This window comes from Pseudomonas xantholysinigenes, from assembly GCF_014268885.2.
GTDB classification, from domain to species: Bacteria; Pseudomonadota; Gammaproteobacteria; order Pseudomonadales; family Pseudomonadaceae; genus Aquipseudomonas; species Aquipseudomonas xantholysinigenes.
The window spans coordinates 4,299,384-4,325,021 of the sequence record NZ_CP077095.1; the positions used below are offsets into that span (position 1 = coordinate 4,299,384).

22 protein-coding genes are annotated in these 25,638 nt (G+C 63.6%); 3 read left to right on the top strand and 19 right to left on the bottom strand.

Annotated features, from left to right (window positions below; genetic code table 11):
* Nucleotides 1–55 precede the first annotated feature (55 nt).
* Nucleotides 56–1,151, bottom strand: a protein-coding gene (gene prfB / locus HU772_RS19215) for a peptide chain release factor 2 (RefSeq protein ID WP_186659973.1) whose coding sequence is annotated in 2 segments (ribosomal slippage) — nucleotides 56–1,078 and nucleotides 1,080–1,151 — 1,095 coding nt in all. Because the reading frame shifts where the segments join, the coding sequence is not laid out codon by codon here.
* A complete protein-coding gene (locus HU772_RS19220; RefSeq protein WP_217858796.1) occupies nucleotides 1,077–1,418 on the bottom strand; it encodes a hypothetical protein in 342 nt (113 codons plus the stop codon). The genes prfB and HU772_RS19220 overlap by 75 nt, the downstream gene beginning before the upstream one ends.
* A 213-nt stretch (nucleotides 1,419–1,631) precedes the next feature.
* Here HU772_RS19220 and HU772_RS19225 point away from each other — a divergent pair.
* A protein-coding gene (locus tag HU772_RS19225) for an IS3 family transposase (protein WP_437182400.1) occupies nucleotides 1,632–2,995 on the top strand; the annotation gives its coding sequence in 2 pieces (ribosomal slippage) (nucleotides 1,632–2,097 and nucleotides 2,097–2,995; 1,365 coding nt in all).
* Between the two features lie 832 nt (nucleotides 2,996–3,827).
* Here the strand turns inward: HU772_RS19225 and HU772_RS19230 are convergent.
* From HU772_RS19230 to HU772_RS19280, 11 genes are all read right to left on the bottom strand, one after another.
* Nucleotides 3,828–4,832, bottom strand: a complete 1,005-nt coding sequence (locus tag HU772_RS19230) for a response regulator (RefSeq protein ID WP_186662825.1) — start codon at nucleotides 4,830–4,832, stop codon at nucleotides 3,828–3,830.
* Between the two features lie 51 nt (nucleotides 4,833–4,883).
* Nucleotides 4,884–5,897, bottom strand: a complete 1,014-nt coding sequence (locus HU772_RS19235) for a chemotaxis response regulator protein-glutamate methylesterase (RefSeq protein ID WP_217858731.1) — start codon at nucleotides 5,895–5,897, stop codon at nucleotides 4,884–4,886.
* Complete coding sequence (locus tag HU772_RS19240; RefSeq protein ID WP_186662771.1) at nucleotides 5,894–8,176, bottom strand: hybrid sensor histidine kinase/response regulator; 2,283 nt, start codon at nucleotides 8,174–8,176, stop codon at nucleotides 5,894–5,896. Before HU772_RS19240 ends, HU772_RS19235 begins: the two co-directional genes overlap by 4 nt.
* Nucleotides 8,173–8,820 (bottom strand): chemotaxis protein CheW, encoded by a 648-nt coding sequence (locus tag HU772_RS19245; protein ID WP_437182448.1) that lies wholly within the window; start codon nucleotides 8,818–8,820, stop codon nucleotides 8,173–8,175. The genes HU772_RS19240 and HU772_RS19245 overlap by 4 nt, the downstream gene beginning before the upstream one ends.
* 8 nt (nucleotides 8,821–8,828) lie before the next feature.
* On the bottom strand, nucleotides 8,829–10,085 hold the full coding sequence (locus HU772_RS19250; RefSeq protein WP_186662769.1) for a CheR family methyltransferase: 1,257 nt from the start codon (nucleotides 10,083–10,085) through the stop codon (nucleotides 8,829–8,831).
* Complete coding sequence (locus HU772_RS19255; protein WP_186662768.1) at nucleotides 10,082–10,588, bottom strand: chemotaxis protein CheW; 507 nt, start codon at nucleotides 10,586–10,588, stop codon at nucleotides 10,082–10,084. The genes HU772_RS19250 and HU772_RS19255 overlap by 4 nt, the downstream gene beginning before the upstream one ends.
* Nucleotides 10,589–10,593: 5 nt before the next feature.
* On the bottom strand, nucleotides 10,594–12,216 hold the full coding sequence (locus HU772_RS19260) for a methyl-accepting chemotaxis protein (RefSeq protein ID WP_186662767.1): 1,623 nt from the start codon (nucleotides 12,214–12,216) through the stop codon (nucleotides 10,594–10,596).
* 127 nt (nucleotides 12,217–12,343) lie between these two features.
* Nucleotides 12,344–13,027 (bottom strand): tellurite resistance TerB family protein, encoded by a 684-nt coding sequence (locus HU772_RS19265; protein WP_186662766.1) that lies wholly within the window; start codon nucleotides 13,025–13,027, stop codon nucleotides 12,344–12,346.
* Nucleotides 13,028–13,144: 117 nt separating this feature from the next.
* Nucleotides 13,145–14,251 (bottom strand): NADH:flavin oxidoreductase/NADH oxidase, encoded by a 1,107-nt coding sequence (locus HU772_RS19270; RefSeq protein ID WP_186662765.1) that lies wholly within the window; start codon nucleotides 14,249–14,251, stop codon nucleotides 13,145–13,147.
* 978 nt (nucleotides 14,252–15,229) lie between these two features.
* Nucleotides 15,230–16,939, bottom strand: coding sequence for a single-stranded-DNA-specific exonuclease RecJ (recJ, locus tag HU772_RS19275; RefSeq protein WP_186658616.1), 1,710 nt, complete (start codon nucleotides 16,937–16,939; stop codon nucleotides 15,230–15,232).
* Between the two features lie 29 nt (nucleotides 16,940–16,968).
* Entirely contained in the window at nucleotides 16,969–17,511 is a 543-nt protein-coding gene (locus HU772_RS19280) for a YaeQ family protein (protein WP_134694035.1), read from the bottom strand.
* A 130-nt stretch (nucleotides 17,512–17,641) separates the two neighbouring features.
* Between HU772_RS19280 and HU772_RS19285 the strand changes: the two genes are divergently transcribed.
* Together HU772_RS19285 and HU772_RS19290 are read left to right on the top strand one after the other, a co-directional pair.
* The gene (locus HU772_RS19285; RefSeq protein WP_186658614.1) at nucleotides 17,642–18,841 is read left to right on the top strand and encodes a CaiB/BaiF CoA transferase family protein; all 1,200 of its coding nucleotides are present in this window, start codon (nucleotides 17,642–17,644) and stop codon (nucleotides 18,839–18,841) included.
* A 21-nt stretch (nucleotides 18,842–18,862) separates the two neighbouring features.
* Nucleotides 18,863–19,723, top strand: coding sequence for a TIGR02285 family protein (locus HU772_RS19290; RefSeq protein WP_186658612.1), 861 nt, complete (start codon nucleotides 18,863–18,865; stop codon nucleotides 19,721–19,723).
* Nucleotides 19,724–19,918: 195 nt separating this feature from the next.
* Here HU772_RS19290 and HU772_RS19295 read toward each other — a convergent pair whose 3' ends face one another.
* The 6 genes from HU772_RS19295 to xerD form a co-directional block, all read right to left on the bottom strand.
* Nucleotides 19,919–20,200, bottom strand: coding sequence for a DUF3509 domain-containing protein (locus HU772_RS19295; RefSeq protein WP_186658610.1), 282 nt, complete (start codon nucleotides 20,198–20,200; stop codon nucleotides 19,919–19,921).
* 91 nt (nucleotides 20,201–20,291) lie between these two features.
* Complete coding sequence (locus HU772_RS19300; RefSeq protein ID WP_186658608.1) at nucleotides 20,292–20,702, bottom strand: histidine kinase; 411 nt, start codon at nucleotides 20,700–20,702, stop codon at nucleotides 20,292–20,294.
* A gap of 140 nt (nucleotides 20,703–20,842) precedes the next feature.
* Nucleotides 20,843–22,252 carry a threonine synthase gene (gene thrC / locus HU772_RS19305; RefSeq protein ID WP_186658606.1) on the bottom strand — a complete coding sequence of 470 codons (1,410 nt, stop codon included), beginning with the start codon at nucleotides 22,250–22,252 and terminating at the stop codon, nucleotides 20,843–20,845.
* A gap of 167 nt (nucleotides 22,253–22,419) precedes the next feature.
* Nucleotides 22,420–23,724: a homoserine dehydrogenase gene (locus HU772_RS19310; protein ID WP_186658604.1), complete on the bottom strand. Its 1,305-nt coding sequence runs from the start codon at nucleotides 23,722–23,724 to the stop codon at nucleotides 22,420–22,422.
* Nucleotides 23,725–23,806: 82 nt separating this feature from the next.
* Complete coding sequence (locus HU772_RS19315; protein ID WP_186658602.1) at nucleotides 23,807–24,568, bottom strand: thioredoxin fold domain-containing protein; 762 nt, start codon at nucleotides 24,566–24,568, stop codon at nucleotides 23,807–23,809.
* 154 nt (nucleotides 24,569–24,722) lie between these two features.
* Complete coding sequence (gene xerD, locus HU772_RS19320) at nucleotides 24,723–25,619, bottom strand: site-specific tyrosine recombinase XerD (protein WP_186658600.1); 897 nt, start codon at nucleotides 25,617–25,619, stop codon at nucleotides 24,723–24,725.
* Between the last annotated feature and the right edge of the window lie 19 nt (nucleotides 25,620–25,638).

Here is a 25,638-nt window from a genome sequence, read left to right on the forward strand (position 1 = left end):
GGGCAGGGCACGCGATACGGGCCGGCGGCCTCGTATCGCGGCGGTGATGTGCGGTTTACAGCCCCTGCTTGAGGCTCGCTTCCAGGTACTGGTCGAGGTCGCCGTCCAGGACCTTCTGGCAGTCGCTGCGCTCGACGCCGGTACGCAGGTCCTTGATGCGCGAGTCATCGAGTACGTACGAACGGATCTGGTGGCCCCAGCCGATGTCCGACTTGCTGTCTTCCAGTGCCTGCGAGGCGGCGTTGCGCTTTTGCATTTCCAGTTCGTACAACTTGGCCCGCAGCATTTTCATGGCGGTGTCCTTGTTGGCGTGCTGGGAGCGTTCGTTCTGGCACGCCACCACGGTGTTGGTCGGTACGTGGGTGATACGCACAGCCGAGTCGGTGGTGTTGACGTGCTGACCACCGGCGCCGGAGGAGCGGTAGGTGTCGATGCGCAGGTCGGACGGGTTGATCTCGATTTCGACCTTGTCGTCGATCTCGGGCGAGACGAACACCGCCGAGAACGAGGTATGGCGACGGGCGCCGGAGTCGAACGGGCTTTTGCGCACCAGGCGGTGCACGCCGATCTCGGTACGCAGCCAGCCGAAGGCGTACTCGCCCTTGATGTGCACGGTGGCGCCCTTGATGCCGGCGACTTCGCCTTCGGACAGTTCGATGATGGTGGCGTCGAAGCCGCGCTTGTCGGCCCAGCGCAGGTACATGCGCAGCAGGATGTTGGCCCAGTCCTGGGCCTCGGTGCCGCCGGAGCCGGCCTGGATGTCCAGGTAGGCGTTGTTCGGGTCCATCTCGCCACTGAACATGCGACGGAACTCGAGCTGGGCGAGGGATTCCTCAAGCCCTTGCAGCTCGGTCTCGACATCGCTGACAGCGGCTTCATCGTTCTCCTCGACAGCCATGTCGAGCAGGTCCTTGCAGTCAGCCAGGCCGTTGGAGAGCTTATCGAGGGTCTCGACCACCTGCGCCAGCATGGCGCGCTCGCGGCCCAGGGCCTGTGCGTACTCGGGCTTGTTCCAGACAGCGGCGTCTTCCAGCTCGCGGTTTACTTCGACCAGACGATCATGCTTGTGATCGTAGTCAAAGATACCCCCGAATGGACAGGGAACGCTCGGTGAGGTCCTTGATGGTGTTCAGGATCGGTTGGATTTCCATGGGCGGGCAGCTCTCGTGCGAATTCGGTGAAAAGCCCGCGAGTATAACCGAGTCCGCTGCCTGGCGGCAGACCCGCCGGGCAGTATGGACGCATTCCATGAACGCAGTGTTGCCGTTGCCGTTGCCGTTGCCGTTGCCGTTGCCGTTGCCGATCAAGAGGCTAGCGCCAAACCCAGCGAGCGACAGCTGCGTCAGCCCAGGCGCCGCCCGTACCTTCGCGACTTCAGGAGGCCGAACGCAGGTCTTGCGGAGGGAGGTGACGGGCATGGATGCCCGTCAAGCGCTGCGCCCCAGGATGGGGCGTTCAGCGCGGCCCTCCCGGGAGCAAGGCCGGAGTGAGGGAACCCGGAGCGAAGCGGAGGGCCGGATGAATGGAGCGCAGCGTTTTTTGGTTACTTTTTGTCGCGTTTGACAAAAAGTGACTCGCCGTTGAACTGACCCCCGAAAGTTGGACGCCTGACCCCAAGCGGAGGGTGTTCCATGACGAAATACGACCTAGCGCTCAAGCAAGCACTCATCGAGGAGTGTCTTTCTGCCCGGAGTGTTCATGAGGTGGCACTGAGGCATAGCCTGAGTGCATCGCTGCTGCGCCGTTGGATAAAGGGCTATGAGCAACACGGTGCTGCAGGTCTGGCTACCAAGTACAGCCACTACGACGCCCAGTTCAAGTTGAAGGTTTTGCAGTGCATCGAGCAAGACGGACTGTCAGCCCAGCAAGCCTGCATACAGTTTGATATTCGTGGCCCGAGTAGCATCAGGCAATGGAAAAGGTTGTACGATGAAGGCGGACTAGAAGCACTTCACCCGCATCGTGCCCGAGAATCCAGTATGCCCCGCAAAGCATCAGAACAACCCAACGTAAGCCCTGCTAAGCCTGCAGATGCTGAGTTGACACCTAAGCAAATGCTCGAAGAGCTGGAGTATTTACGTGCGGAGAATGCCTATCTAAAAAAGCTCGATGCCTTGATCCAAGCGGATCCACGCACTGCGCAACCAAGAAAGCGCAGGCTGTCCAAGGATTGAGGCATGAACATCGACTGGCTCTGCTGTTACGTGCTGCAGGGCTGGCACGCAGTACCTTCTATTACCAAAGCAAAGCCTTGGTGGCCGACAAGCATGCGGCCCTCAAAGAACGCATCAAGAGTGTCTATCACAGGCATAAGGGGCGGTACGGCTATCGCCGCATCACCGCCGTGCTTGGGTGCCATGGCGAGGTGATCAATCACAAGAAGGTGCAGCGGTTGATGCAGTTAATGGATCTGAAATCGCTGGTAAAAGTGAAGAAATATCGCTCCTACCGAGGTTCCGAAGGGCTTGTTGCATCTGATCTGCTCAAGCGTGAGTTCAAGGCGGAAGCCCCTAATCAGAAATGGGTAACCGATGTGACAGAGTTCAAGGTGAAAGGGCAGAAGCTGTTTCTTTCGCCTGTGATGGACCTGTACAACGGCGAAATTCTTGCCTATCAGATCAATCCGCGCCCTGAGTTCAAGATGGTGTCGGCGATGTTGGAGCAAGCTTTCGAGCGGCTGAACCCAGATGACAAACCGATATTGCACTCCGATCAGGGCTGGCAATACCGACAGCCCGCTTATCGACATATGCTGGGCAGAAAGAAAATACAACAGAGTATGTCGCGTAAGGGTAACTGCCTGGACAATGCCGCGATGGAAAGCTTCTTTGGCACACTCAAGAGCGAGTTTTTCTATTTGCAATCGTTTGAGAGTGTTGAACAACTGGCGTCAGGCCTTGAGGACTACATCGCCTACTACAACCAAGAGCGTATAAGTCTAAGACTGAATGGCTTGAGTCCGGTACAATTTCGGACCCAAGCGCTGAACCCATAGCGTACCCCGTCCAACTTTCGGGGGTCAGTTCACGTAAGGGCGAAAAGGTGACTATGCGTCGCTATCGCAAATGAATGCACTTACATCTGTAGAAACCCACGCCGACCGACTTTGACTTTGACTTTGACTTTGACTTTGACTTTGACTTTGACTTTCAGAGCGTGGGTCTTGAAAGTTATACGCTCATTCATTGGCGATGGCGACGCACAGTCACCTTTCCGCCCTTACGGCCAGCCCTTTCAAGGTGTTGAGAATTGGCGTCCGACTTAGACTCGCCGGGGTCGCTTTGCGACCCTTTCCGACCGGTCCGACGCCTCGGCAAGGCCGCTCCTACAGGTGACCGTGCCGTCCTGGAGCGACCTTGTGTCGCGAAAGGGCTGCAACGCAGCCCCGGCAATCTTGAATTGAAGCGGCCACATCCGAAAAAACGCAAAGACCTTGAAAGGGCTGGCCCTTACGGCGGGTCCCTTTTTGAAAGGATAAAAAAGGGACCAAAAAATCCTCGCTCCATTCATCCGGCCCCTACGCTTCGCTCCGGGGTCCCCTCGCTCCGTTCTTGCTCCCGTGGGGACCGCGCTGTACGCCCCATCCTGGGGCGCAGCGCTCGACGGCCATCCATGGCCGTCGCCCCACTACGCAAGAACTCCGCTCGGCCTCCTGAAGTCGCAATTGGTGGCGCCTGAACTATCGCGCGCTTAGAAGTAAAAGCAAGAACAAGAGCAAAGAGCAAAGCAATTTGGCTCTTAGTCTTTGACTGTCACTTCTTACCGGCAAACCGGCTCCCGCAGGAGGAATACAAGCCTTGAAACTTCAACCCCCTGCGGGAACACACTTAGGCAATCCCGACCTGATTACGCCCATTGTTCTTGGCCAGGTACAACCCTTTGTCCGCCGCCGAGATAAGTTGCCGGCAATGGCTGCCCACACTAGGTGTGAGGGTCGCCAGGCCAATGCTCACGGTCAGGTGCGAGGCCGCCTCGGGCACGGTGTGGGCGATGTTCAACCCCATGATGGTCTGACGCAGCTTCTCGGCAATCAGTCGCGCGCCGCCAGGCGAAGTATTCGGCAGCACCAGGGCGAACTCCTCGCCGCCATAGCGCGCCGGCAGATCAGTGGGCCGCGAACAGCAACCACGGATCGCCTCGGCCACCTGGCGCAAGGCCTCGTCACCGGCCAAGTGGCCGAAACTGTCATTGAATGCCTTGAAAAAGTCCACATCGACCATCAGCAACGACAACTGCTGCTGCTCACGCATCGCCCGCCGCCATTCCAGCTCCAGGTACTCATCGAAGTGGCGGCGATTGGACAACCCAGTGAGGCCATCGGAGTTCATCAGCCGTTGCAGCATCAAGTTGGTATCAAGCAACTGTTGCTGACTGACGCGCAACGCACGGTAAGCCTCATCCCGCTGCAACAAGGTCAGGTACGAGCGCGAGTGGTAACGGATACGCGCGACCAGCTCGATGGTGTCGGGCAACTTGACCAGGTAATCATTGGCCCCGGCGGCGAACGCCGCGCTCTTGACCAACGGGTCTTCCTTGGTCGACAGCACGATGATCGGGATATCCTGAGTAGCCGGGTTGTTGCGGTACTCACGCACCAGCGTCAGCCCGTCCAGGCCGGGCATGATCAGGTCCTGGAGGATCACCGTGGGCTTGATGCGCATGGCCTGGGCCACCGCCTGGTGCGGGTCGGCGCAGAAATGGAAGTCGATGTTCTCCTCGTGGGCAAGTCCACGCCGCACCGCTTCGCCGATCATCGCCTGATCGTCTACCAGCAGGACCATCGCCGCACTTTCGTTGATGGTCGTGAAACCTTCGATTGGTAGATCATTCATCCGTAGTCACCCGATCACTGCCGCAGCGGCGGCGTGACTCAATACATATCGTCATTTCGAAAAGATTTCCATCAGCCGACCGGCGATTCGCTCCAGCGGGCGGATCTCCACAGCGGCATTGATCGCCGCGGCGGCCTTGGGCATGCCGTACACCGCGCAACTTTGCTGGTCCTGAGCGATGGTCAGGAAACCCTGTTCGCGCATCAGCTTCAGACCCTGGGCGCCATCGCGGCCCATGCCGGTGAGCAACACGCCCACCGCGTCACCCGACCAGTAACGCGCCACGCTCTCGAAGAACACATCGATCGAGGGCCGGTAGATTTCATTGACAGGTTCGGCAGTGTAGGCCAGTTCGCCATTCTTCAGCAGGCGGATATGGTGGTTGGTGCCCGCCAGCAGCACCTGCCCCGGTTGCGGCGGTTCCCCCTCCCGAGCCAGGCGCACCGGCAGGCCAGAGGCCGTGCTCAACCACTCGGCCATGCCCGCGGCAAACACCTGGTCGACATGCTGGACCAGCACGATGGCCGCCGGAAAACTGCGCGGCAGGCCCTTGAGCAATACCTCCAGCGCCGCGGGGCCACCCGCAGAGGAGCCGATGGCCACCAGGGCCTGGCGCTGCGAGGCCTCGCGCAACGGTGTGGTGACCGCACGCGGTGCGCTGGGCCGCTGCTGGCCGATCAGCCAGCCAATATTGAGGATCTTGCGCAGCAGTGGAGCCGCCGCCTCCCGGGCATCACCGGCGCCCAGCGCCGGGGTGTCGACCACATCCAGAGCGCCGTAGCCCATGGCCTCGAACACCCGGTGCACATTCTGTTTGCGGTCGACGGTGACGATGACGATGGCACAAGGAGTCTCGGCCATGATCCGTCGGGTCGCCTCGACGCCGTCCATCACCGGCATGATCAGGTCCATGAGGATCAGGTCCGGGGTCTGCTCGGCGCAGCGCAGCACCGCCTCGGCCCCATTGCTGGCGACCCACAGCACTTCATGGGCCGGTTCGAAGGCCAACGCCCGACGCAAGGCCTCCACGGCCATGGGCATGTCGTTGACGATGGCGATCTTCATCCCTGCGCACCTCCGATCAGCTCCACCACCGCGTCCAGCAAGGCGTCGTCGTGGAAGCTGGCCTTGGCCAGATAATAGTCGGCACCGGCATCCAGGCCACGACGACGGTCTTCCTCACGGTCCTTGTAGGACACCACCATCACCGGCAGCGACTGCAAGCGCTGGTCGCGGCGGACCAGTGTGACCAGCTCGATGCCATCCATGCGCGGCATGTCGATATCGGTGATCAACAGGTCGAAGTCGTCACTGCGCAGCGCGTTCCAACCATCCATGCCATCCACCGCCACGGCCACGTCATAGCCCCGGTTGCCCAGCAGCTTGCGTTGCAATTCGCGCACGGTGAGCGAGTCATCGACCACCAGGACGCGCTTGCGCACCGCGCCCTTGCCACTGCGGCTACCCCGCTCGATACGCTCCAGACGACCGGTGCTGAGCAACTTGTCGACAGAGCGTAGCAGGTCCTCGACGTCGATGATCAGCACCACCGAGCCATCATCGAGCAGGGCCCCGGAGGAAATGTCCTGGACCTTGCCCAGGCGTGGGTCGAGCGGCATCACCACCAGCACCCGCTCGCCGATCAGGCGCTCCACCGCCACCCCGTAAAGTTGCTCCCGCTCGCGGATCACCACCACCCGCAGGCTCTGCTCATCGCCCTGGGGCGTGGGCCGGTTGAGCAACTGGCTGGCGGCGACCAGGCCGACATGCCGCTCGTCATGCCAGAAATGCTGGCGTCCTTCGATCTGCACGATGGCGTCGGCCGGCACCTCGACCGTGCGTTCGATGTGGGCCAGCGGGAAGGCGTAGGCCTCGCCTCCCACCTCCACCACCAGGCTGCGCACCACCGACAGGGTCAACGGCACTTCGAGGTGGAAGCAGCAGCCCTGCCCCGCCACCTGGGTCAGCTCGATCGAACCACGCAGCTCGCGCACCATGTGCTGCACGGCATCCAGTCCGACACCACGGCCAGACACCTCGGTCACCGTGTCACGCAGGCTGAACCCCGGCAGGAACAGGAACGTCAGCAGCTCGGCCTCGCTCATCTGCGCCACGGTCTCGGCGGGCGAAAGCGCCCGCTCGACGATACTCTGGCGCAAACGCTCGAGGTCGATGCCCGCGCCGTCATCGGACAGTTCCAGGATCAACAGGCCGGCCTGGTGCGAAGCACGCAGGCGTACCGTGCCCTCGCTAGGCTTGCCCGCGAGCAGCCGGCGCTCGGGCAGCTCGATGCCGTGGTCGACGGCATTGCGCAGCAAGTGGGTCAAGGGGGCTTCGAGCTTCTCCAGCACATCGCGATCGACCTGGGTTTTCTCGCCCTCGACGATCAGGCGTACCGGCTTGTCCAGGGAACGCCCCAGATCACGGACCATGCGACTCTGCCCAGCCAGGACATCGGCGAACGGGCGCATGCGACAGGCCAGGGCCGTGTCGTAGAGCAACTGCGCCCGCTGGCTGGCCTGCCAGCCGAACTCATCGAGGTCGGCGGCCTGCTGCAGCAGGATCTGCTGGGTTTCCGCCAGCAACTGCTGGGTCTGGGCCAGGGCCTCGAGCACTTCCGGGCCCTGGCCACTGTCCTCCAGCTGGGTCTTGAGGCCATCCAGGGCGCGCATGCCCTGCCCGTGCATGCGTTTGAGACGCTGCAAGGTGGCCAGGTAAGGCTTGAGCCGCTGGGTCTCGACCAGCGACTTGCTCGACAGGTCGAGCAAACTGTTCAGGCGATCGGCGGTGACCCGCAATACCCGTTCGCCACCTTCCCCACCACGCTTGCCAAGCTTGCGTACACTGCCTGACTCAAGCTCGGGCTCCGGCTCGCCAAGCGAACCAGGCGTGCTCACCGGCGGCGTTGGCTCAGCCACGACCGGGAGCGGCGCAGGCGGGGCCACGACAGGGGCAGCAGGATCGAGCACCGCGGCCATCTGTGCCAGGAATGCCGGTACCGAGGCCTCGCCGTCCTGATCGCCCGGCGTTGCAATGCGCATCAGCAGGTCAGTGCCCTGCAACAGCACATCGATATGCTCGGCGCGCAGCAGCAGACGCCCCTCCTGGGCTGCGACCAGGCAGTCTTCCATGACGTGGGCCACGCTCACCCCGGCGTCGATGCCGACGATCCGCGCCGCGCCCTTGAGCGAGTGCGCCGCGCGCATGCAGGCCTCGAGCTGGTCAGGCTGCGCCGGATTACGCTCCAGCGCCATCAGGCCCGCGCTGAGCACCTGGGTCTGCGCCTCGGCTTCCAGGCTGAACAACTCGAGCAGCGAGGCGTCGCGCATTTGCTCCGGGGTCATGACAAGCTCCGCTTCACGGCTGACATCAGCTGTTGTTCATCCAGCACACGCACGCTGCGACCACGCCAGCGCAGCACCGCCGTGGTGAAATGCGCCGCGTCGCGGCCATTGTCCAGGCCGGTGAGGTCGAGACGGTGAATACCGTCGATCTCGTCCACCGGCACTACCACCGGCCCACCCTCGGCGGCCAGGATCAGCATGCGCGGCATCGCCCGGCCACTGCGCTCTGCGCCGGCCTCGGCCGGCACCCCGAGCAAGTCGACCAGCGACAGGCACGGGACCAATGCCCCGCGTACATTGGCGACCCCCTGCAACACCCGCGAACGCTGGTGAGGCAGGGAATGCACCGGTTGCAAGGGGGATATCTCGCTCAGACAAGCGGTGGCCAGGGCCAGCCACTCCTCGCCCAGGCGGAACAGCAATAGCGAACGTCCAGCAACGACCTCCGGCGGCGCAGGCGCCTCGAACGCTTCGTCCTGCAGCAACGCATAGCGATCCAGCAGGCGCGTGGCCGCGTCGGCATAGACTTCGCAGTTGCGGCAATGCACATGCCGTACAAGCAAGGGGCACTGCTTGTCGCCGTGCACGCCAATCCGGTTCCAGCAATCGTCAATTGCCTGCTCGTCGTGGGCGATCAGTTGCATCTCGTGGCTCATCGTTCAGACTCCCTGCCAGCCCGCGCCGCACGTTCCTGCAGACGCCGGGCCCCCACCTCGTCGCCTTGCGAGGCCAGCAGCGCGGCCAGGTGCGCCAGGGCTTCCGGGTGCTGGGGTTCAAGGTACAGGGCCTTGCGGTAATGAGTGACGGCCTGGGCGGCATCGCCCTGGGTGTCGCTGAGCAAGCCCAGCCAATAGAAGATCTGCGCCTTGGGCGCATGCTGGCGCAGGTAGCGCTCGCAACCCTCCCGGGCCTGGACGCTCTCGCCGGCGTTGGCGTGACGGGCGATGGCCGCCAGCAACTGCGCCTCGGTCTCTGCCGCGACGCTGCTCATCGGTGCCGTGGCGCGCGGCGTCGGCACACGTGCAGGGAGCGCCACTACCCGTGGCGGCGGGCTCGGTAGCACAGGTTGGCGCACCGCTGGCGACGGCCTGCTGAGCGGGATGGGCGCTGGCGCGTCGTCCTGACGCACATAGGCGAACGACTGGGCGATTCCCAGCGGACGCATGCCCAGGCGCGCCAGCAGGCTGCCTTCGGCCGGCCCGATGAACAGCACGCCCTGGGCATGCATCAGCTGCTTGAGCACTTCGAACACCCGCTGCTGGGTCGGCACGTCGAAATAGATCAGCAGGTTGCGGCAAAACACGAAGTCGTACAGGCCTTCGCGCCCCTTGAGCAACGGGTCGAGCACGTTGCCTACCTGCAGGCTGACCTGCTGGCGCACCCGCTCGGCCAGGCGATGGCCATCACCGGTCTCGCTGAAGTGGCGCTCCCGAAACGCCAGGTGGGTGCCACGGAAGGAGTTGCGCCCATACATCCCCTGCTCGCCCTTAGCCACCGAGCTGGGACTGATGTCGATACCGTCGATGCGGAACGCACCCGGGTTGATGCCGGCATCGAGCAGCGCCATGGCGATCGAATAAGGCTCCTCGCCGGTCGAACATGGCAGGCTGAGGATCCGCAAAGGCCTGGCGCCGGCCAGCTCGGCCACGTGCTTCTGCGCAAGCCCGGCCAGGGCCGTGAAGGATTCGGGGTAGCGGAAGAACCAGGTCTCCGGGACGACGACAGCCTCGATCAGGGCCTGCTGTTCATCGGCGGATTGCTGCAGACGCAGCCAGTAGTCATCCAGGTCGACAGCGCACGCGACCGTGCAACGCTGGCGCAAGGCGCGCTCGATCATGGCAGTGCCGACCGACTCCACGTCCAGGCCGATGCGCTCCTGCAGAAAGCGGAAGAAACGTTGTTCGTTCATGCCGGCACCTGTCCGGGCTCAGGCGGATACAGCAGCGCACGCACTTCATCGCTGAGCAGGTCATCCACGCGGATCAGTTGCAGCAGCCCACGCGCATCCTGGCGCACCGGCCCCAGGTAGCGTGCCTCGCCATTGTCCAGGCCGTAAGGCTGGAAGGTATCGGGGTCACAACGCAGGGTGTCGGTGGCCTGTTCAAGGATCAACCCCAGCTGCAAGCCATGGCCATAACGCACCAGGACCAGACGCGTGCTACTGCGCGCGGCCGCCGCCGCGCCGAAACTCAGCGCCGAGAGGTCGATCACCGGTATCAGCGCGCCGCGATGGGCGAGCACGCCGGCTACCCAGGCCGGGGCCTGGGCGATGGGTTTGAGGGTACGGCGTGGCAGCACCTCGATTACCTCGCGCGCATCCAGGGCAAAGCGCTGGTCGGCGATGCGAAACAGCAGGTACAGCACACCATGGTCAGCCGAAGCTTGAGGCGCGCGGGCGGGCAAGTCGTTCATCGCCGTCAGACTTTGAACCGCGACACACCACCACGCAGGCCCGCCGCCACCTGGCTCAGCTCGTCGATGGCAAAGCTCGCCTGGCGCAGCGATTCCACGGTCTGGGTGCTGGCATCGCTGAGCTGGGCCAGCGCCTGGTTGATCTGCTCGGCGCCGGTGGCCTGGGCCTGCATGCCCTCGTTGACCATCAGCACCCGCGGCGCCAGGGCCTGGACCTGATGAATGATCTGGCTGAGCTGCTCGCCCACCTGCTGCACCTCGAACATGCCGCGACGCACTTCCTCGGAGAACTTGTCCATGCCCATGACCCCCGCCGACACCGCCGACTGGATCTCGCGCACCATCTGTTCGATATCGTAGGTGGCCACGGCGGTCTGGTCGGCCAGGCGGCGCACCTCGGTGGCGACCACGGCGAAGCCACGGCCATACTCACCGGCCTTTTCCGCCTCGATAGCGGCATTGAGCGACAGCAGGTTGGTCTGGTCGGCGACCTTGACGATGGTGACCACCATCTGGGTGATGTTGCTGGCCTTCTCGTTGAGGATCGCCAGCTTGGCATTGACCAGGTCGGCGGCGCCCATCACCTGGTGCATGGTTTCCTCCATGCGCGCCAAGCCCTGCTGGCCGGAGCCGGCCAGGCTGGAGGCCTGGTCGGCGGCGCTGGTGACCTCGGTCATGGTGCGCACCAGGTCGCGGGAGGTGGCGGCGATTTCGCGCGAAGTGGCGCCGATCTCGGTGGTGGTGGCGGCGGTTTCGGTGGCGGTGGCCTGTTGCTGCTTGGAGGTGGCGGCAATCTCGGTGACCGAGGTGGTCACCTGCACCGACGAACGCTGGGCCTGGGACACCAGGTTGGCCAGCGATTCGGCCATTTCGTTGAAGCCGCCTTCGATGGCGCCGAACTCGTCCTTGCGGTCCAGGCTCAGGCGCATGCTCAGGTCACCCGAGCGTAGGCGGTCGAGCGCGTGCACGATACGTTGCATGGGCGCGGTGATCGCGCGCATCAACAGCAGGCCGCAAACGCCTGCGGCGACAATGGCCAGCAACAGCGAGACGATCATGCTGCCCTTGGCGGTATTCACCGCGCTGACGATCTCATTGGTGGCGTTGTCGGCGGATTCGCGATTGCGCTCGATCACTTCATTGAGGTGCTGGCGACCTTCCTTCCAGGCCGGCGTCAGGACCTCCATGATCAAACGCTGGGCTTCGGCATAGTTTTTCTGTTGGTAGGTTTCCAGTACTTGGTCGACAAGCTTGACGTATTCCTGCTCCAACCGCGTGAAATCGTCGAACGCGGCCTGGTCGGCGGCGTCGCGAATGGTTGCCTGGTAGCTGGCCATGTGCTGCTTGAGGCGGTCGTCGAAGCTCTTGAACAGCTCCTTGTCGGCCGAGGTGAACTCACGGTGGTTCGACAGCCCGACCAGTTGCTGGCTATTGACGTAGCTGTCGACCCAGGCGCTGCGGATCATCGAGCTGTAGTAGACGCCGGGAATGCTGTCGGACCCCACCGCCTCCTCGCTGGACTCGATCGCCACCAGCCGCGAATAGGCGGCCACGATCATCAGCAGCATGATGGCGATGATCACGGCGAAACTTGCCAGGATCCGTTGGCGCAAAGTCCAGTTCTTCACATTCAGCCCTCAGGAATTCGATACGAGCGGGAAAATCGCCGAAGTATAGCCCAGGCTTCCTACGTATTTGCGGCTGAATGCAGCGCTATTCAGGCGTCCCTGCCTGGCGAAGTGGCCAAATGCCGGTTCATTGACCCGGCGCAAGCCTGACCTGGTTCTCCAGCTCCAGGCGCAGGGCCGGGTCGAGACGCAGCTGACGGGCCAGTTCATCGAGATAGGCGCGCTCCATGAAGTTCTCCTGGTCGACCATCATCACACTGGCCAGGTACATCTCGGCGGCCATCTCGGGTGTCTGCGCGGCGCGGGCCACCTCGGCCGGGTCCAGTGGTTTGTTCAGTTCGGCGTGCAGCCAGTGCTGCAACTCGCGGTCGTTGTCCAGGCGGGTGAACTCGCCCTCGATCAAGGCCCGCTCGCGGTCATCGATATGACCATCGGACTTGGCCGCCGCCACCAATGCCCGCAATACCGCCTGACTGTGCTGTTCGGCCTGGGCTGGTGGCAGGCGATCGAGGGTCTGCGGCTCGCGATTGCCCTCGCCCTGGCGCGCCTGCCAGTTGCCATAGGCCTTGTAGGCCAGCACACCGAGCGCGGCCAGGCCGCCATAGGTGAGGACCTTGCCGCCATACTTGCGCGCTTGCTTGTTGCCCAGCAGCAGGCCCATGGCGCCGGCCGCCAGGGCGCCGCCGCCGGCACCGGAAAGCAGGCCACCGAGGCCGCCCGCGCCTTTGCCATCGGCGCGTTTGCCCTGGTGTTCCTGCAACAGCGACTGACCGGACCTGAGCAGCTGATCGAGCAAACCGCGAGTGTTCATCTGGCGTACCTCCTGAGGGTGAGGTAGTCAGGGTAGGCCCACTCGCTGAATCCTCGCTTAACGCATTTGCATCCGGATGTTGCTCCTGTGCCTTCGGTCATCCGGCCTTCGGCGGAATCAATCGCGCAGGTCCGACTCGTGGATCGGGTTGGCTCGGCTGGTGGCCCGCTGGTACTGGGCCGGCCAGGTCGCCTTGTTGCCACCGAGGTCATCATCGGCATGCAACGGCCAGTACGGATCGCGCAATAGCTCGCGCGCGAGGAAGATCACATCGGCCTGCCCAGTGCGCAGGATGTGCTCGGCCTGGGCGGGTTCGGTAATCATACCGACAGTGCCGGTGGCGATTTCCGACTCCTTGCGCACGCGCTCGGCAAAGCGGGTCTGATAGCCGGGGCCGGTGGGGATCTCGGCGTTGACCGAGGTGCCGCCGGAGGAAACGTCGATCAGGTCGACGCCCAAGGCGCGCAGGCGGCGGGCCAGTTCTACGGTTTCGTCGGGGTTCCAGCCGTCTTCCACCCAGTCGGTGGCCGATACCCGCACGAACAGCGGCAATTCCTGGGGCCATGCCTTACGTACCGCCTCGGTGACCTGCAGGGTCAGGCGGATGCGGTTCTCGAAGCAGCTGCCGTAGTCATCGCGGCGCTGGTTGCTCAGTGGCGAGAGGAATTGGTGCAGCAGGTAGCCATGGGCGGCATGAATTTCGACGACTTTGAAGCCGGCTTTCAGGGCACGCTCGGTGGCCGTCACGAAGGCGTCGATAACGTCCTGGATTTCTTGTTGGGTCAGTTCCCGTGGAGGTGTGTGTTCGGGGTCGAACGCGATCTTCGACGGCCCCACCGGTTGCCAGCCGCCATCCTCGGGCTTCACGCTGCCGTGCTTGCCTAGCCATGGGCGATGGGTACTGGCCTTGCGTCCGGCATGGGCCAGCTGGATGCCGGGGACGGCGCCCTGAGCGGTGATGAAGCGGGTGATGCGTTGCAGGGGGGTGATCTGGTCGTCATTCCACAAGCCGAGGTCTTCAGCGGTGATGCGACCGTCGGCGGTCACTGCGACAGCCTCGCTGATCACCAGGCCGGCGCCACCTACGGCGCGGCTGCCCAGGTGGACCAGGTGCCAGTCGTTGGCCAGGCCGTCCACGGCGGAGTACTGGCACATGGGGGAGACGGCGATGCGGTTGGGCAAGGTCAGCTGACGCAGGGTGTAGGGCTCAAGCAGCAGGCTCATGAGGGCACCTCCCAGGGACTCCAATGGTTTTTTCCGGTCCGGGGTTCGTTTTTTTCGGTGGGGTGGGCTCGGATCCGGTAGTTTCAGACTAGACCATGGGGGCGGGGGTGGTTTTGGGATCGGGATCGAGTTCAATAGCGTAGGTTTTGATCTCTTTATGCGCATTCATAGATGATGTCGACATTCAGTCACCTTTTCGCCCTTACGGCGACCTACTTTTGCACGCGGGCAAAAGTAGGCAAAAACCGCTCGCTCCATTCATCCGGCCCCTGCGCTTCGCTCCGGGGTCCCCTCGCTCCGTTCTTGCTCCCGGGAGGACCGCGCTGAACGCCCCATCCTGGGGCGCAGCGCTTGACGGGCATCCATGCCCGTCACCTCCCTACGCCAGAACTCCGCTCGGCCTCCTGAAGTCGCAATTGGCGGCGCCTGAACTATCGCGCGCTTGGAAGCAAGAACAAGAACAAGAACAGAAGCTTTAATTGATTTCTGGCAGTTGTTTAAATATTGACTGCTCCGGCCCTTTCGCGGGTAAACCCGCTCCCACAGGGTTATGTATATTTTCAACTTCCACCACTCTCCTGTGGGAGCGGGCTTGCCCGCGAAAGGGCCCTGGAGATCACAGATATGCAACTAGCGACAGCTGCGCCAGTGCAGGCGCCGCCCCTAACTTCGCGACTTCAGGAGGCCGAACGCAGGTCTTGCGGAGGGAGGTGACGGGCATGGATGCCCGTCAAGCGCTGGGGCCCAGGATGGGCCCTACAGCGCGGTCCTCCCGGGAGCAAGGCCGGAGTGAGGGAACCCGGAGCGTAGCGGAGGGCCGGATGAACGGAGCGAGGATTTTTTGGTGACTTTTTGATCCTTCAAAAAGTTACCCGCCGTAAGGGCGGAAAGGTGACTATCCGTCGACATCGCAAATGAATGCGCATACAACTTTCAAAACAAACAAACAAACAAACAAACAAACAAAGGATACGCGACCTACCGCGCCTCAATATGCGCAATCATCAACTGCACACTCTCATTCCCCCGAAACTCATTAACATCCAACTTATAAGCCAACTCCACCCACCGCACAGTAGGATTCGGCCACACCTCCCGGTCAACCCCAAAGGCAATCCCATCCAACCGCACCGTCCCACATTCGCTCTTGAGCACCACCTTCAGATGCCGCTCCCCCACGACCCGTTGCTCGACCAACTGGAACACCCCATGGAACAACGGCTCCGGAAAATGCTGCCCCCAGGGCCCGGCATTGCGCAGAGCCCGCGCCAGGTCCAGGTGGAACTCCTCCACCGCCAGCGTGCCATCGGACAGCAACCGCCCTGTCAGGTCTTCCTCCCGCAACTGGCGCCGGACCTCCTCATCGAAGGCCTCGGCAAACGCCGGGAAGTGCTCGGCCGGCAGTGACAGCCCCGCCGCCATGGCATGCCCGCCAAACTTGCTGATCAGCGCCGGGTGCCGCGCCGCCACCGCATCCAGCGCATCACGAATATGGAACCCCGCCACCGACCGCGCCGAGCCCTTGAGCATGCCCTCCCCGGCATCGGCAAAGGCTATGGTCGGGCGGTGATAGCGCTCCTTCAAGCGCGAGGCAAGAATGCCGATCACCCCTTGGTGCCAATCAGCATCGAACAAGCACAGCCCATAGGGCATCGACTCCACCGGCAGGTCCTTGAGCTGGGCCAGCGCCTCACGCTGCATGCCCTGCTCGATGGACTTGCGATCCTGGTTCAGACCATCGAGCTGCTGGGCCATGTCCAACGCCAACGCCGCGTCCTCGCACAACAAGCACTCAATACCCAGGCTCATGTCATCCAACCGGCCGGCGGCATTGAGCCGAGGGCCAAGGATGAACCCCAGGTCGGTGGAAGTAATACGCCGGTGATCGCGCCGCGCCACCTCGAGAATGGCCTTGAGCCCCGGGCGGGCACGACCGGCACGGATACGCTCCAAGCCCTGGTGCACCAGGATGCGGTTGTTGGCATCCAGCGGCACCACGTCGGCGACACTGCCCAGCGCCACCAGGTCGAGCAACTCACCGATGTTCGGCTGCGCCTGTGTTTCATAGCGGCCCAGACTGCGCAGGCGAGCCCGCAAGGCCATCAGCACATAGAAGATCACCCCGACCCCTGCCAGCGACTTGCTCGCAAAGGCGCAGCCCGGCTGGTTCGGGTTGACGATGGCGTCCGCCTCCGGCAAATGCTCGCCCGGCAAATGGTGGTCGGTGACCAGCACCTTGAGCCCCGCCGCCTTGGCCGCCGCCACGCCCTCGACGCTGGAGATGCCATTGTCCACGGTGATCAGCAACTGCGGCTGGCGCTGCAGGGCCACCTCGACGATCTCCGGGGTCAGCCCATAGCCGTACTCGAAGCGATTGGGCACCAGGTAGTCGACCTGCGCCGCGCCCAGCAGGCGCAACCCCAGTACACCGACCGTACTGGCCGTGGCGCCGTCGGCGTCGAAGTCACCGACAATAAGGATGCGCTGACGCAGGTCCAGGGCCTCGACCAACAGCTCCACCGCCGCGTCGATACCCTTGAGCTGCTGGTACGGCAACAGCCGCGCCAGGCTCTTGTCCAGTTCGGCTTCGGACTGTACGCCACGGGCGGCATACAAGCGGGTCAGCAAGGGAGGCAGGTTGCCCAGCAAGGGCAAGGGCGATGGCAGGGGACGAGGCTCGATGCGCATGGGTCTTCGGTATTCCGCTTAAAGAGATATCAGCCGCGCTCACCGAGCAGCCACTGCAACTGCACTTCGTGCTGGCCACGGTCGTCGGTGACGAACACCGTGCCTTCGCTGATCATCACATCCCACTTGATCGCACGCGGCATGTCGGTGGCCAGGGTTTCCAGCACCTCCTGCGGCACGGCGGCGACGTTCAGGTTCTTCAGGCCCTTGACCGCGCCCAGCACCTTGGTCTCCCAGACGCGCAGGCTGCCGTAGGCCAGCAGGCTGGTACGTTCGGTTCGACGCGAGCACCAGGTCAACCGGTCGGCGTCGGGCTGGCCGACCTCGATCCAGTGCAGGATGCGATCATCCAGGCTCTTTTCCCACACCGCGGCCTCGTCGACATCCGACAGGCCCCGGCCGAACGCCAGGTTTTCGTTGTACCAGAGGGCATAGGCCAACAGGCGCACGGCCATGCGCTCTTCGGTTTCCGAAGGGTGACGGGCGATGGTCTGCTTGACGCTCTCGTACACGCCGCGGTCGAGGTCGGTCAGATTCAGTTCGAACTTGTAGGTGGTGGACGGCTGGGCCATGAGTGATGGGCTTCTTGCGGGGGAAAAGTCGCACAGTCTAACCGATAGCGCCGCCTCGGACGACGCCGGTATACCTGCCACCGTCGAGCTGTGATACAACCTGCGCACGCCCAGCCGTAACGGATGCCCCATGCCCACGCCCAGCAAACCCCTCGCCGGCCTGAAAGTCATCGAACTCGGCACCCTGATCGCCGGCCCCTTCGCCTCGCGCATCTGCGCCGAATTCGGCGCCGAAGTGATCAAGGTCGAATCACCGGACGGCGGCGACCCGCTGCGTAAATGGCGCAAGTTGTATGAAGGCACTTCGCTGTGGTGGTTCGTCCAGGCGCGCAACAAGCAGTCGCTGACCCTCAACCTCAAGCACCCGGACGGCCGCGAAGTGCTCAAGCGCCTGCTCGCCGAGGCCGACATCCTGATCGAGAACTTCCGCCCCGGCGTGCTGGAAAAACTCGGCCTGGGCTGGGACGTACTGCATGCGCTCAACCCGCGCCTGGTCATGGTGCGCCTGTCGGGCTTCGGCCAGACCGGGCCGATGAAAGACCAGCCGGGCTTCGGCGCGGTCGGCGAATCCATGGGCGGCCTGCGCTACATCACTGGCTTCGAGGACCGCCCGCCGGTACGCACGGGGATCTCCATCGGCGACTCGATCGCCGCGCTGTGGGGCGTGATCGGCGCGCTGATGGCCCTGCGTCATCGCGAGGTCAACGGCGGCCAAGGGCAAGTGGTGGACGTGGCGCTGTACGAGGCGATCTTCGCCATGATGGAGAGCATGGTCCCGGAGTTCGACGTGTTCGGTTTCATCCGCGAACGCACCGGCAATATCATGCCGGGCATCACCCCCTCCTCCATCCACACCACCGCCGATGGTCGCCACGTGCAGATCGGCGCCAATGGCGATGCGATCTTCAAGCGCTTCATGCAGGCCATCGGCCGCGCCGACCTGGCCAACGATGCCACGCTGTCCACCAACGACGGCCGCGATGCTCGCCGTGACGAGCTCTACGGGGTGATCGACCGCTGGGCCAACAGCCTGTCACTGGCCGAGGTGATGCAGGTGCTCACCGACGCCGAGGTGCCAGCCAGCCGCATCTATTCTGCCGAGGACATGCTGGGCGATCCGCAATTCCTCGCCCGCGAGATGTTCCTCCACGCCCGCCTGCCGGATGGCAAGCCGTTCAAGATGCCCGGCATCGTGCCCAAGCTGTCCGAGACCCCAGGCAGTGCCGAATGGATCGGCCCGTCCCTGGGTGAACACACCAATGCGCTGCTCACCACGCTGGGTTACGACACAGCCGCCATCGCCCGCTTGCGCGCCGACGGCGCGGTCTGAATCCAAGCGGCTGCCTGGCTCATGCGTATCGCGCACCTGCCTGCCCTGCTCTGCCTGCTGCTTGCCAGCGTGCACATCGCCGAGGCCAAGGAACGCCTGCTGTGGCTGGTGCGCGACCTGCCGCCCTTCACCATCTTCGAAGGGCCGGCCAAGGGAAGCGGTGTGATCGACCAGTTGCTGCCGCAATTGATCGCGCAGATGCCGGAGTACGAGCACAGCATCATTCGGGTCAACCGCGCGCGTGGCATCCAGATGCTCCAGGAGCGCAGTTTCACCTGCGATCCGACTCTGCTGTGGACCCCCGAACGCGCCCGCTACGTGCACTTTTCCACGCCTTCACTGGGTGTGCTCAGCAGTGGCCTGGTAATCCGCAAGCAGGACTTGGCTTTGCTCAGCCCCTACCTCGAAGGCCAACAGGTCGACTTGCAACAATTGCTGGCGCAGACCCAGTTGAAACTCGGCATCGTCGCCGAACGCAGCTACAGCGTGCAGGTCGATCAGGTCCTGCGCCAGTTGCCCGATAGCGCCTTCAGCCGCCATTACGGCAACGATGCCACCGCCAACCTGCTGCAGATGCAGCGACTGGGGCGCCTGCAACTGGTACTGGGCTATTGGCCAGAGGTGCGTTACCTGATCCAGCAGCAAGGTGGTTCGCTGGATGACTACAGCTTCCACCCGATCCGCGGCGTCGACCGCTATCAGTTTCTTCATGTCGGCTGCTCGGACACCGCCCAGGGACGGGAGGCCATCGCCCATATCGATCGATTGTTACCCGCGTTGCGCGAGCAGACCCTGCCCGAGCTGTATGCCGGCTGGCTGGACCCGGCGCTGCGGCAGGACTACCTCGAACAAGCCCGGTATTTCTTCGAACCCAGGCATTGAAGCACCAGCCACCGACAGTGGTTCGCCAACAAGGCTGGAACCTACAGGCCGTGGTCGCCGGCAAGCAAAAAGAAACCCCGGCCGCTGGGGAAGACGACCGGGGTCAAACGAAAGCCCTTGGGACTTCCAGTGGCAACCTGGGCGATACCGGAGCAAAGCATCGCCAGACTGCCCTTACTGTGTCTGATAAGAGCGTCAGGCAAAGGTTCCCTGCGGCTGCTGACGCTGTTGCAACGCCGCGATCATGCAAGGTTGCAGACGCCCTTCGGCGATCTGCAGATCGCGGTGCAAGCCATCCACCAAGTCCACCAGCAACTGTTGCTCCAGCAACTGCCGCGCGCACACCTTGCGCTGCAGAACCTGTGCGCCATGCGTGTCATACAGGGTCAATTGGCGATGGCCACTGGCATCGAGCGCGCCGAGCGCGGCCTGGTAGGGAGTCAAGGCATCGTTGAGCAGTCTGCAGATCGTTTCCATCCGGATCACTCGCTGGCTAGGGACATGATTGAACTGACCGCCGACCATGATGGAAAGTTCGCATCCGGGCCGTTCCAGCGAGCATGCGCGGTCAACATGACAGCTTCGATAACCGCCCTTGCCGGCCCATCGCCAAGCAGTCGAGAGCCCGCCCCAAGGCCACCGCCAGCCTGGCCCAGGGCACATCCACCAGCACCCACAGGCCATGCCGACGCGCCTCGTGCGCCAGGCTCGCCCCGGCTTGCGCCTGACCGACGAACAGCAACGCCCGCACCAAGGGCGCACAGGACAACCGCGCGAACAACGACAACGCCTCGTCGCGTGGCATCCGGTGGTCAAGGACCAGCAGGTCCAGGGACAGCCCGCACTCCAGACCACGGATCACGTCGGCTATGTCATCACTCAAGCGGATGTTGTAGGCGCCCTGGGCATTGAAGGCCTGGTGCAGGCGAATCTGATGGAAGGCACGCGTCTGATGGATAAGCACATGGAGATTGTGCATGGGCCGGCTCCTGGGCAATGCGCCGCGAAAGACATGGCCGCCACTGTAGGAAGGAGGACGCAGGCAGAGCTATAGGAAATGTCCGAAAACGACGAGGACCGCAAAGCGGCCCTCGTACGATGGATGCAAACGCCTGCGCCTTACAAGGGCTTGCCGCGATTGCCATGCTGGCTGACGAAGGCCTGCACGGTCTTCAGGTCGTTGGCCAGCACCGTGCAACGCTCTTCACGGCTGAACAGATCGCTCAGGTGTGCCGGCAGCTCCAGGGCCTTGTCGACCCCGGCCTTCTCGACCGCCTCGGGGAACTTGACCGGGTGCGCGGTGCCCAGCACCACCATCGGCGTGTCCAGGCTGCGGCGGCACTCGCGGGCGGCCTTGACGCCGATCGCGGTGTGCGGGTCGAGCACTTCGCCAGTGCTGGCGAACACCTCGGCGATGGTCTCGCAGGTCTGTGCGTCGGTCACCGCCAGCGAGTCGAACAGTTTGCGCGCCTCGGTCCAACGGTCCTGCTCGACGCTGAAACCACCGCCCTGCTTGAAGGTGTCCATCAACTGCGCAACCGCCGCGCCGTTGCGCCCGTGCAGGTCGAACAGCAGGCGCTCGAAGTTCGACGACACCATGATGTCCATCGACGGCGACAGGGTCGGGTGCAAAGCATCCTTGACGTACTGGTTGCCGCTCATGAAGCGATGCAGGATGTCGTTGCGGTTGGTCGCGACCACCAGCTGGCTGATCGGCAGGCCCATGTTGCGCGCCAGGTAGCCGGCGAAGATGTCGCCGAAGTTGCCGGTCGGCACCGAGAACGCCACCGAGCGCGCCGGGCCACCGAGCTGCAGCGCAGCATGGAAGTAATAGACGATCTGGGCCATGATCCGCGCCCAGTTGATCGAGTTGACCGCCACCAGGCGAGTGCCCTTGAGGAACGACTGGTCGGCGAAGCTGGCCTTGACCATCTCCTGGCAGTCGTCGAAGTTGCCCTCGATGGCAATGTTGTGGATGTTGTCACCGAGGATGGTGGTCATCTGCCGGCGCTGTACTTCCGACACGCGCTGATGCGGGTGCAGGATGAAGATGTCGACGTTGTCGCAACGGCGGCAGCCTTCGATGGCGGCCGAGCCGGTGTCGCCACTGGTGGCGCCGACAATGACCACGCGCTCGCCGCGCTTGACCAGCACATGGTCGAGCAGGCGCCCGAGCAGTTGCAGGGCGAAGTCCTTGAAGGCCAGGGTCGGGCCGTGGAACAGCTCCATCACCCACTCGTTGCCATTGAGCTGGCGCAGCGGCGCCACTGCGACATGGGCGAAGTTGCCGTAGGTCTCTTCGAGAATTTTCTTGAAATCAGCGTCGGCGATGCTGCCGTCGACGAACGGGCGCATCACCCGGAAGGCCAGTTCGTGGTAGGGCAGGCCGGCCCAGGAGGCGATTTCCTCCTGGGTGAAGCGTGGCAGGTTCTCGGGCACGTACAGGCCGCCATCGCTGGCCAGGCCAGCCAGCAGGACGTCTTCGAAGTTCAGGGCCGGAGCCTGGCCGCGGGTACTGATATAGCGCATGGGTACAAACCTTTGGTTTGAGCGGCAAGCTTCGAGCTGCAAGCTACAAGTCAAAGCCGATTGGCGTTGCTCTCGCGCTCTGCGTCTCACCTTGCCGCGAATGTATTCTATTCAAGCCCCAACACCGCACTGCCTTTACTTGCAGCTTGCAGCTTGAAGCTTGCCGCTTAGTTGAGCTGTTCGACGCGGATGCGCACGACGTTGCCGACTACATCCTGCAAGCCTTCGAGGGCGACGATGGCATCGTCGATGCGCTGCTCGACCACACGGTGGGTCAGCAGGATCATCGGCACCAGGCCATCCTGCTCCTCGGCTTCCTTCTGCATGATCGACTCGATGTTGATGCCGCGTTCCGAGAGGATGCTGGCGACCTGAGCCAGCACGCCCGGGTGGTCCTTGGCCTGGATACGCAGGTAGTAGGCACTCTCGCAGGCTTCGATCGGCAGGATCGGGTGGGCCGACAGCGCGTCCGGCTGGAAGGCCAGGTGCGGCACGCGGTTCTCTGGATCGGAGGTCATGGCACGCACCACGTCGACCAGGTCGGCGACCACCGACGAGGCGGTCGGCTCCATGCCGGCACCGGCGCCGTAGTACAGGGTCGAGCCTGCGGCATCACCGTTGACCATCACCGCGTTCATCACGCCGTTGACGTTGGCGATCAGGCGATCATTAGGGATCAGCGTCGGGTGCACGCGCAGCTCGATGCCTTCGGCGGTGCGACGGGCCACGCCCAGGTGCTTGATGCGGTAACCCAGGGCCTCGGCGTAGTTGACGTCGGCGGTGGTCAGGCGGGTGATGCCTTCGGTGTAGGCCTTGTCGAACTGCAGCGGAATACCGAAGGCGATGGACGCCAGGATGGTCAGCTTGTGCGCGGCGTCGATGCCTTCGACGTCGAAGGTCGGATCGGCCTCGGCATAGCCGAGCGCCTGGGCTTCGGCCAGCACATCGGGGAAGGTGCGGCCCTTGTCGCGCATTTCGGTGAGGATGAAGTTGCCGGTGCCGTTGATGATCCCGGCCAGCCAGTTGATGCGGTTGGCCGACAGGCCTTCGCGGATCGCCTTGATCACCGGGATACCACCGGCCACCGCGGCTTCGAAGGCAACGATGACGCCCTTCTCACGGGCCTTGGCGAAGATCTCGTTGCCGTGCACGGCGATCAACGCCTTGTTGGCGGTGACCACATGCTTGCCGTTTTCGATGGCCTTGAGCACCAGGTCGCGGGCGATGGTATAGCCGCCGATCAGCTCGATGACGATATCGATCTCGGGGTTGCTCGCGACTTCGAACACATCAGCGGTAATGGGGGTACCGGTAATCTGGCAGTTCGGGTTCGACGAGCGCATGGCAATCTGTGCCACTTCAATACCGCGCCCGGCACGGCGGGCAATCTCCTCGGCGTTGCGCTTGAGTACATTGAAGGTTCCGCCACCGACGGTCCCCAACCCACAGATGCCTACTTTGACCGGATTCACAGTGAACTCCCCATTGAACGGCCGGCACCTGCGCCGACCGTGAAACATGCCGTCACCCCATGACGACGGCGTACTGAATAGATTACTTGGCGGCTTGCTGCTGGCCAGCCAGGGCCAGCTTGGCCACCTGGGGCGCCGGCTGGTAGCCCGGAATCACCTGGCCGCTTTCGAGCACGATCGCCGGCGTGCCGCTGACACCGATCGACTGGCCCAGGGCGAACTGCTTGCTCACCGGGTTGGCGCACTTGGCGGCCTTGATCTCTTTGCCATCGACCATTTTGTCCAGTGCCGCGCGGCGGTCGCTGGAGCACCACACCGCCTGCAACTGTTCGTCACCCGGCGAACCCAGGCCCTGGCGCGGGAAGGCGACATAACGCACTTCGATGCCACGACGGTTGAGCTCGGGCACTTCGGCGTGCAGCTTGTGGCAATACGGGCAGGTGGTGTCGGTGAACACGGTGATGTGCGACTTGGTTTCGCCCTTGGCCGGATAGACCACCATCTCCCCTTGCGGGATGCCATTGATCAACTTGGCGACACCTTCGCGCTCGGTCTTCTCGGTGAGGTTGACCGGCTTGCCGTCCTGGATCTGGAACAGGTAGCCCTGCATGACGAACTGGCCGTCGGCGCTGGCGTACAGCACGCGACCGCCCTGCAACTTGACCTCGTAGAGGCCATTGAGCGGGCTGCTGGCAACGCTCTCGACCGGTACTTCCAACTCGAGGTTCTGCAGCGATTTGCGGATCGCCTGCTCGGCGCCGGCGTTGGCGTCGCTCGCGGCGGCGACAGCAAAGGTACTGGCCAGCGCCAAGGCGGCGGCGGCGAAAATCTGGGTCACGCGCATGGGGTACTCCTGAAGGCGGACGGGGCCGTTGGGACATCGCTCGCGCGTGGCGCACGGCGAACAACAGGCCCTTGCAACAAACCGTCCAAGCCTACCACAACCGACCGGCGCAGTAGGGGTCCTCAGGCACCGGTCGGCGGAACATGAAAATCATTCATCCTCGCGGATGGTGCTGGGCGTGCAGCTGTTGCAGGCGGGCCTTGGCGACGTGGGTGTAGATCTGCGTGGTGGAGAGGTCGCTGTGCCCCAGCAGCATCTGCACCACGCGCAGGTCGGCGCCGTGGTTGAGCAGATGGGTGGCAAAGGCATGGCGCAGCGTGTGCGGCGACAGCGCCTTGCCGATCCCGGCGACCTGGGCGTGGTGCTTGATACGGTGCCAGAAGGTTTGGCGGGTCATCTGCTCGCCACGCTGACTGGGGAACAGCACATCGCTGGGCCGGCCATTGAGCAGTTCGGCGCGGCCATCACGCAGGTAGCGCTCGATCCATACCACGGCTTCCTCGCCCATCGGCACCAGGCGCTCCTTGCTGCCCTTGCCCATCACCCGCAGCACGCCCTGGCGCAGGTTGACCTGATCGAGGGTCAGGCTGACCAGCTCGGTGACCCGCAGGCCGCAGGCATACAGGACCTCGAGCATCGCCCGGTCACGCTGGCCGATGGCCTCGCCTAGCTCCGGCGCCTGCAGCAGGGCTTCGACGTCGGCCTCCGAGAGGGACTTGGGCAAGGGTCGACCCAACTGCGGCATGTCGACCTGCAGGGTCGGATCGACCGCGATCATCCGTTCGCGCAGCAAATAGCGAAAAAAGCCACGCACCCCCGAGAGGAACCGCGCCGTGGAACGCGGCTTGTAGCCCTGGTCGAAGCGCCAGGCCAGGTGATCGAGGATCAACTCGCGGCCAGCGTCGGGCAACAGCACGTGCTTTTCCTGCAGCCAGCCGTTGAACAGCGCCAGGTCGCTGCGGTACGAGGCGCGCGTGTTGTCCGACAGCCCCTTCTCCAGCCACAGGGCGTCGAGGAACTGGTCGATCAGGGGGTGGTCCAGTGCAGGCATGAAGACTCGATGGCAAACG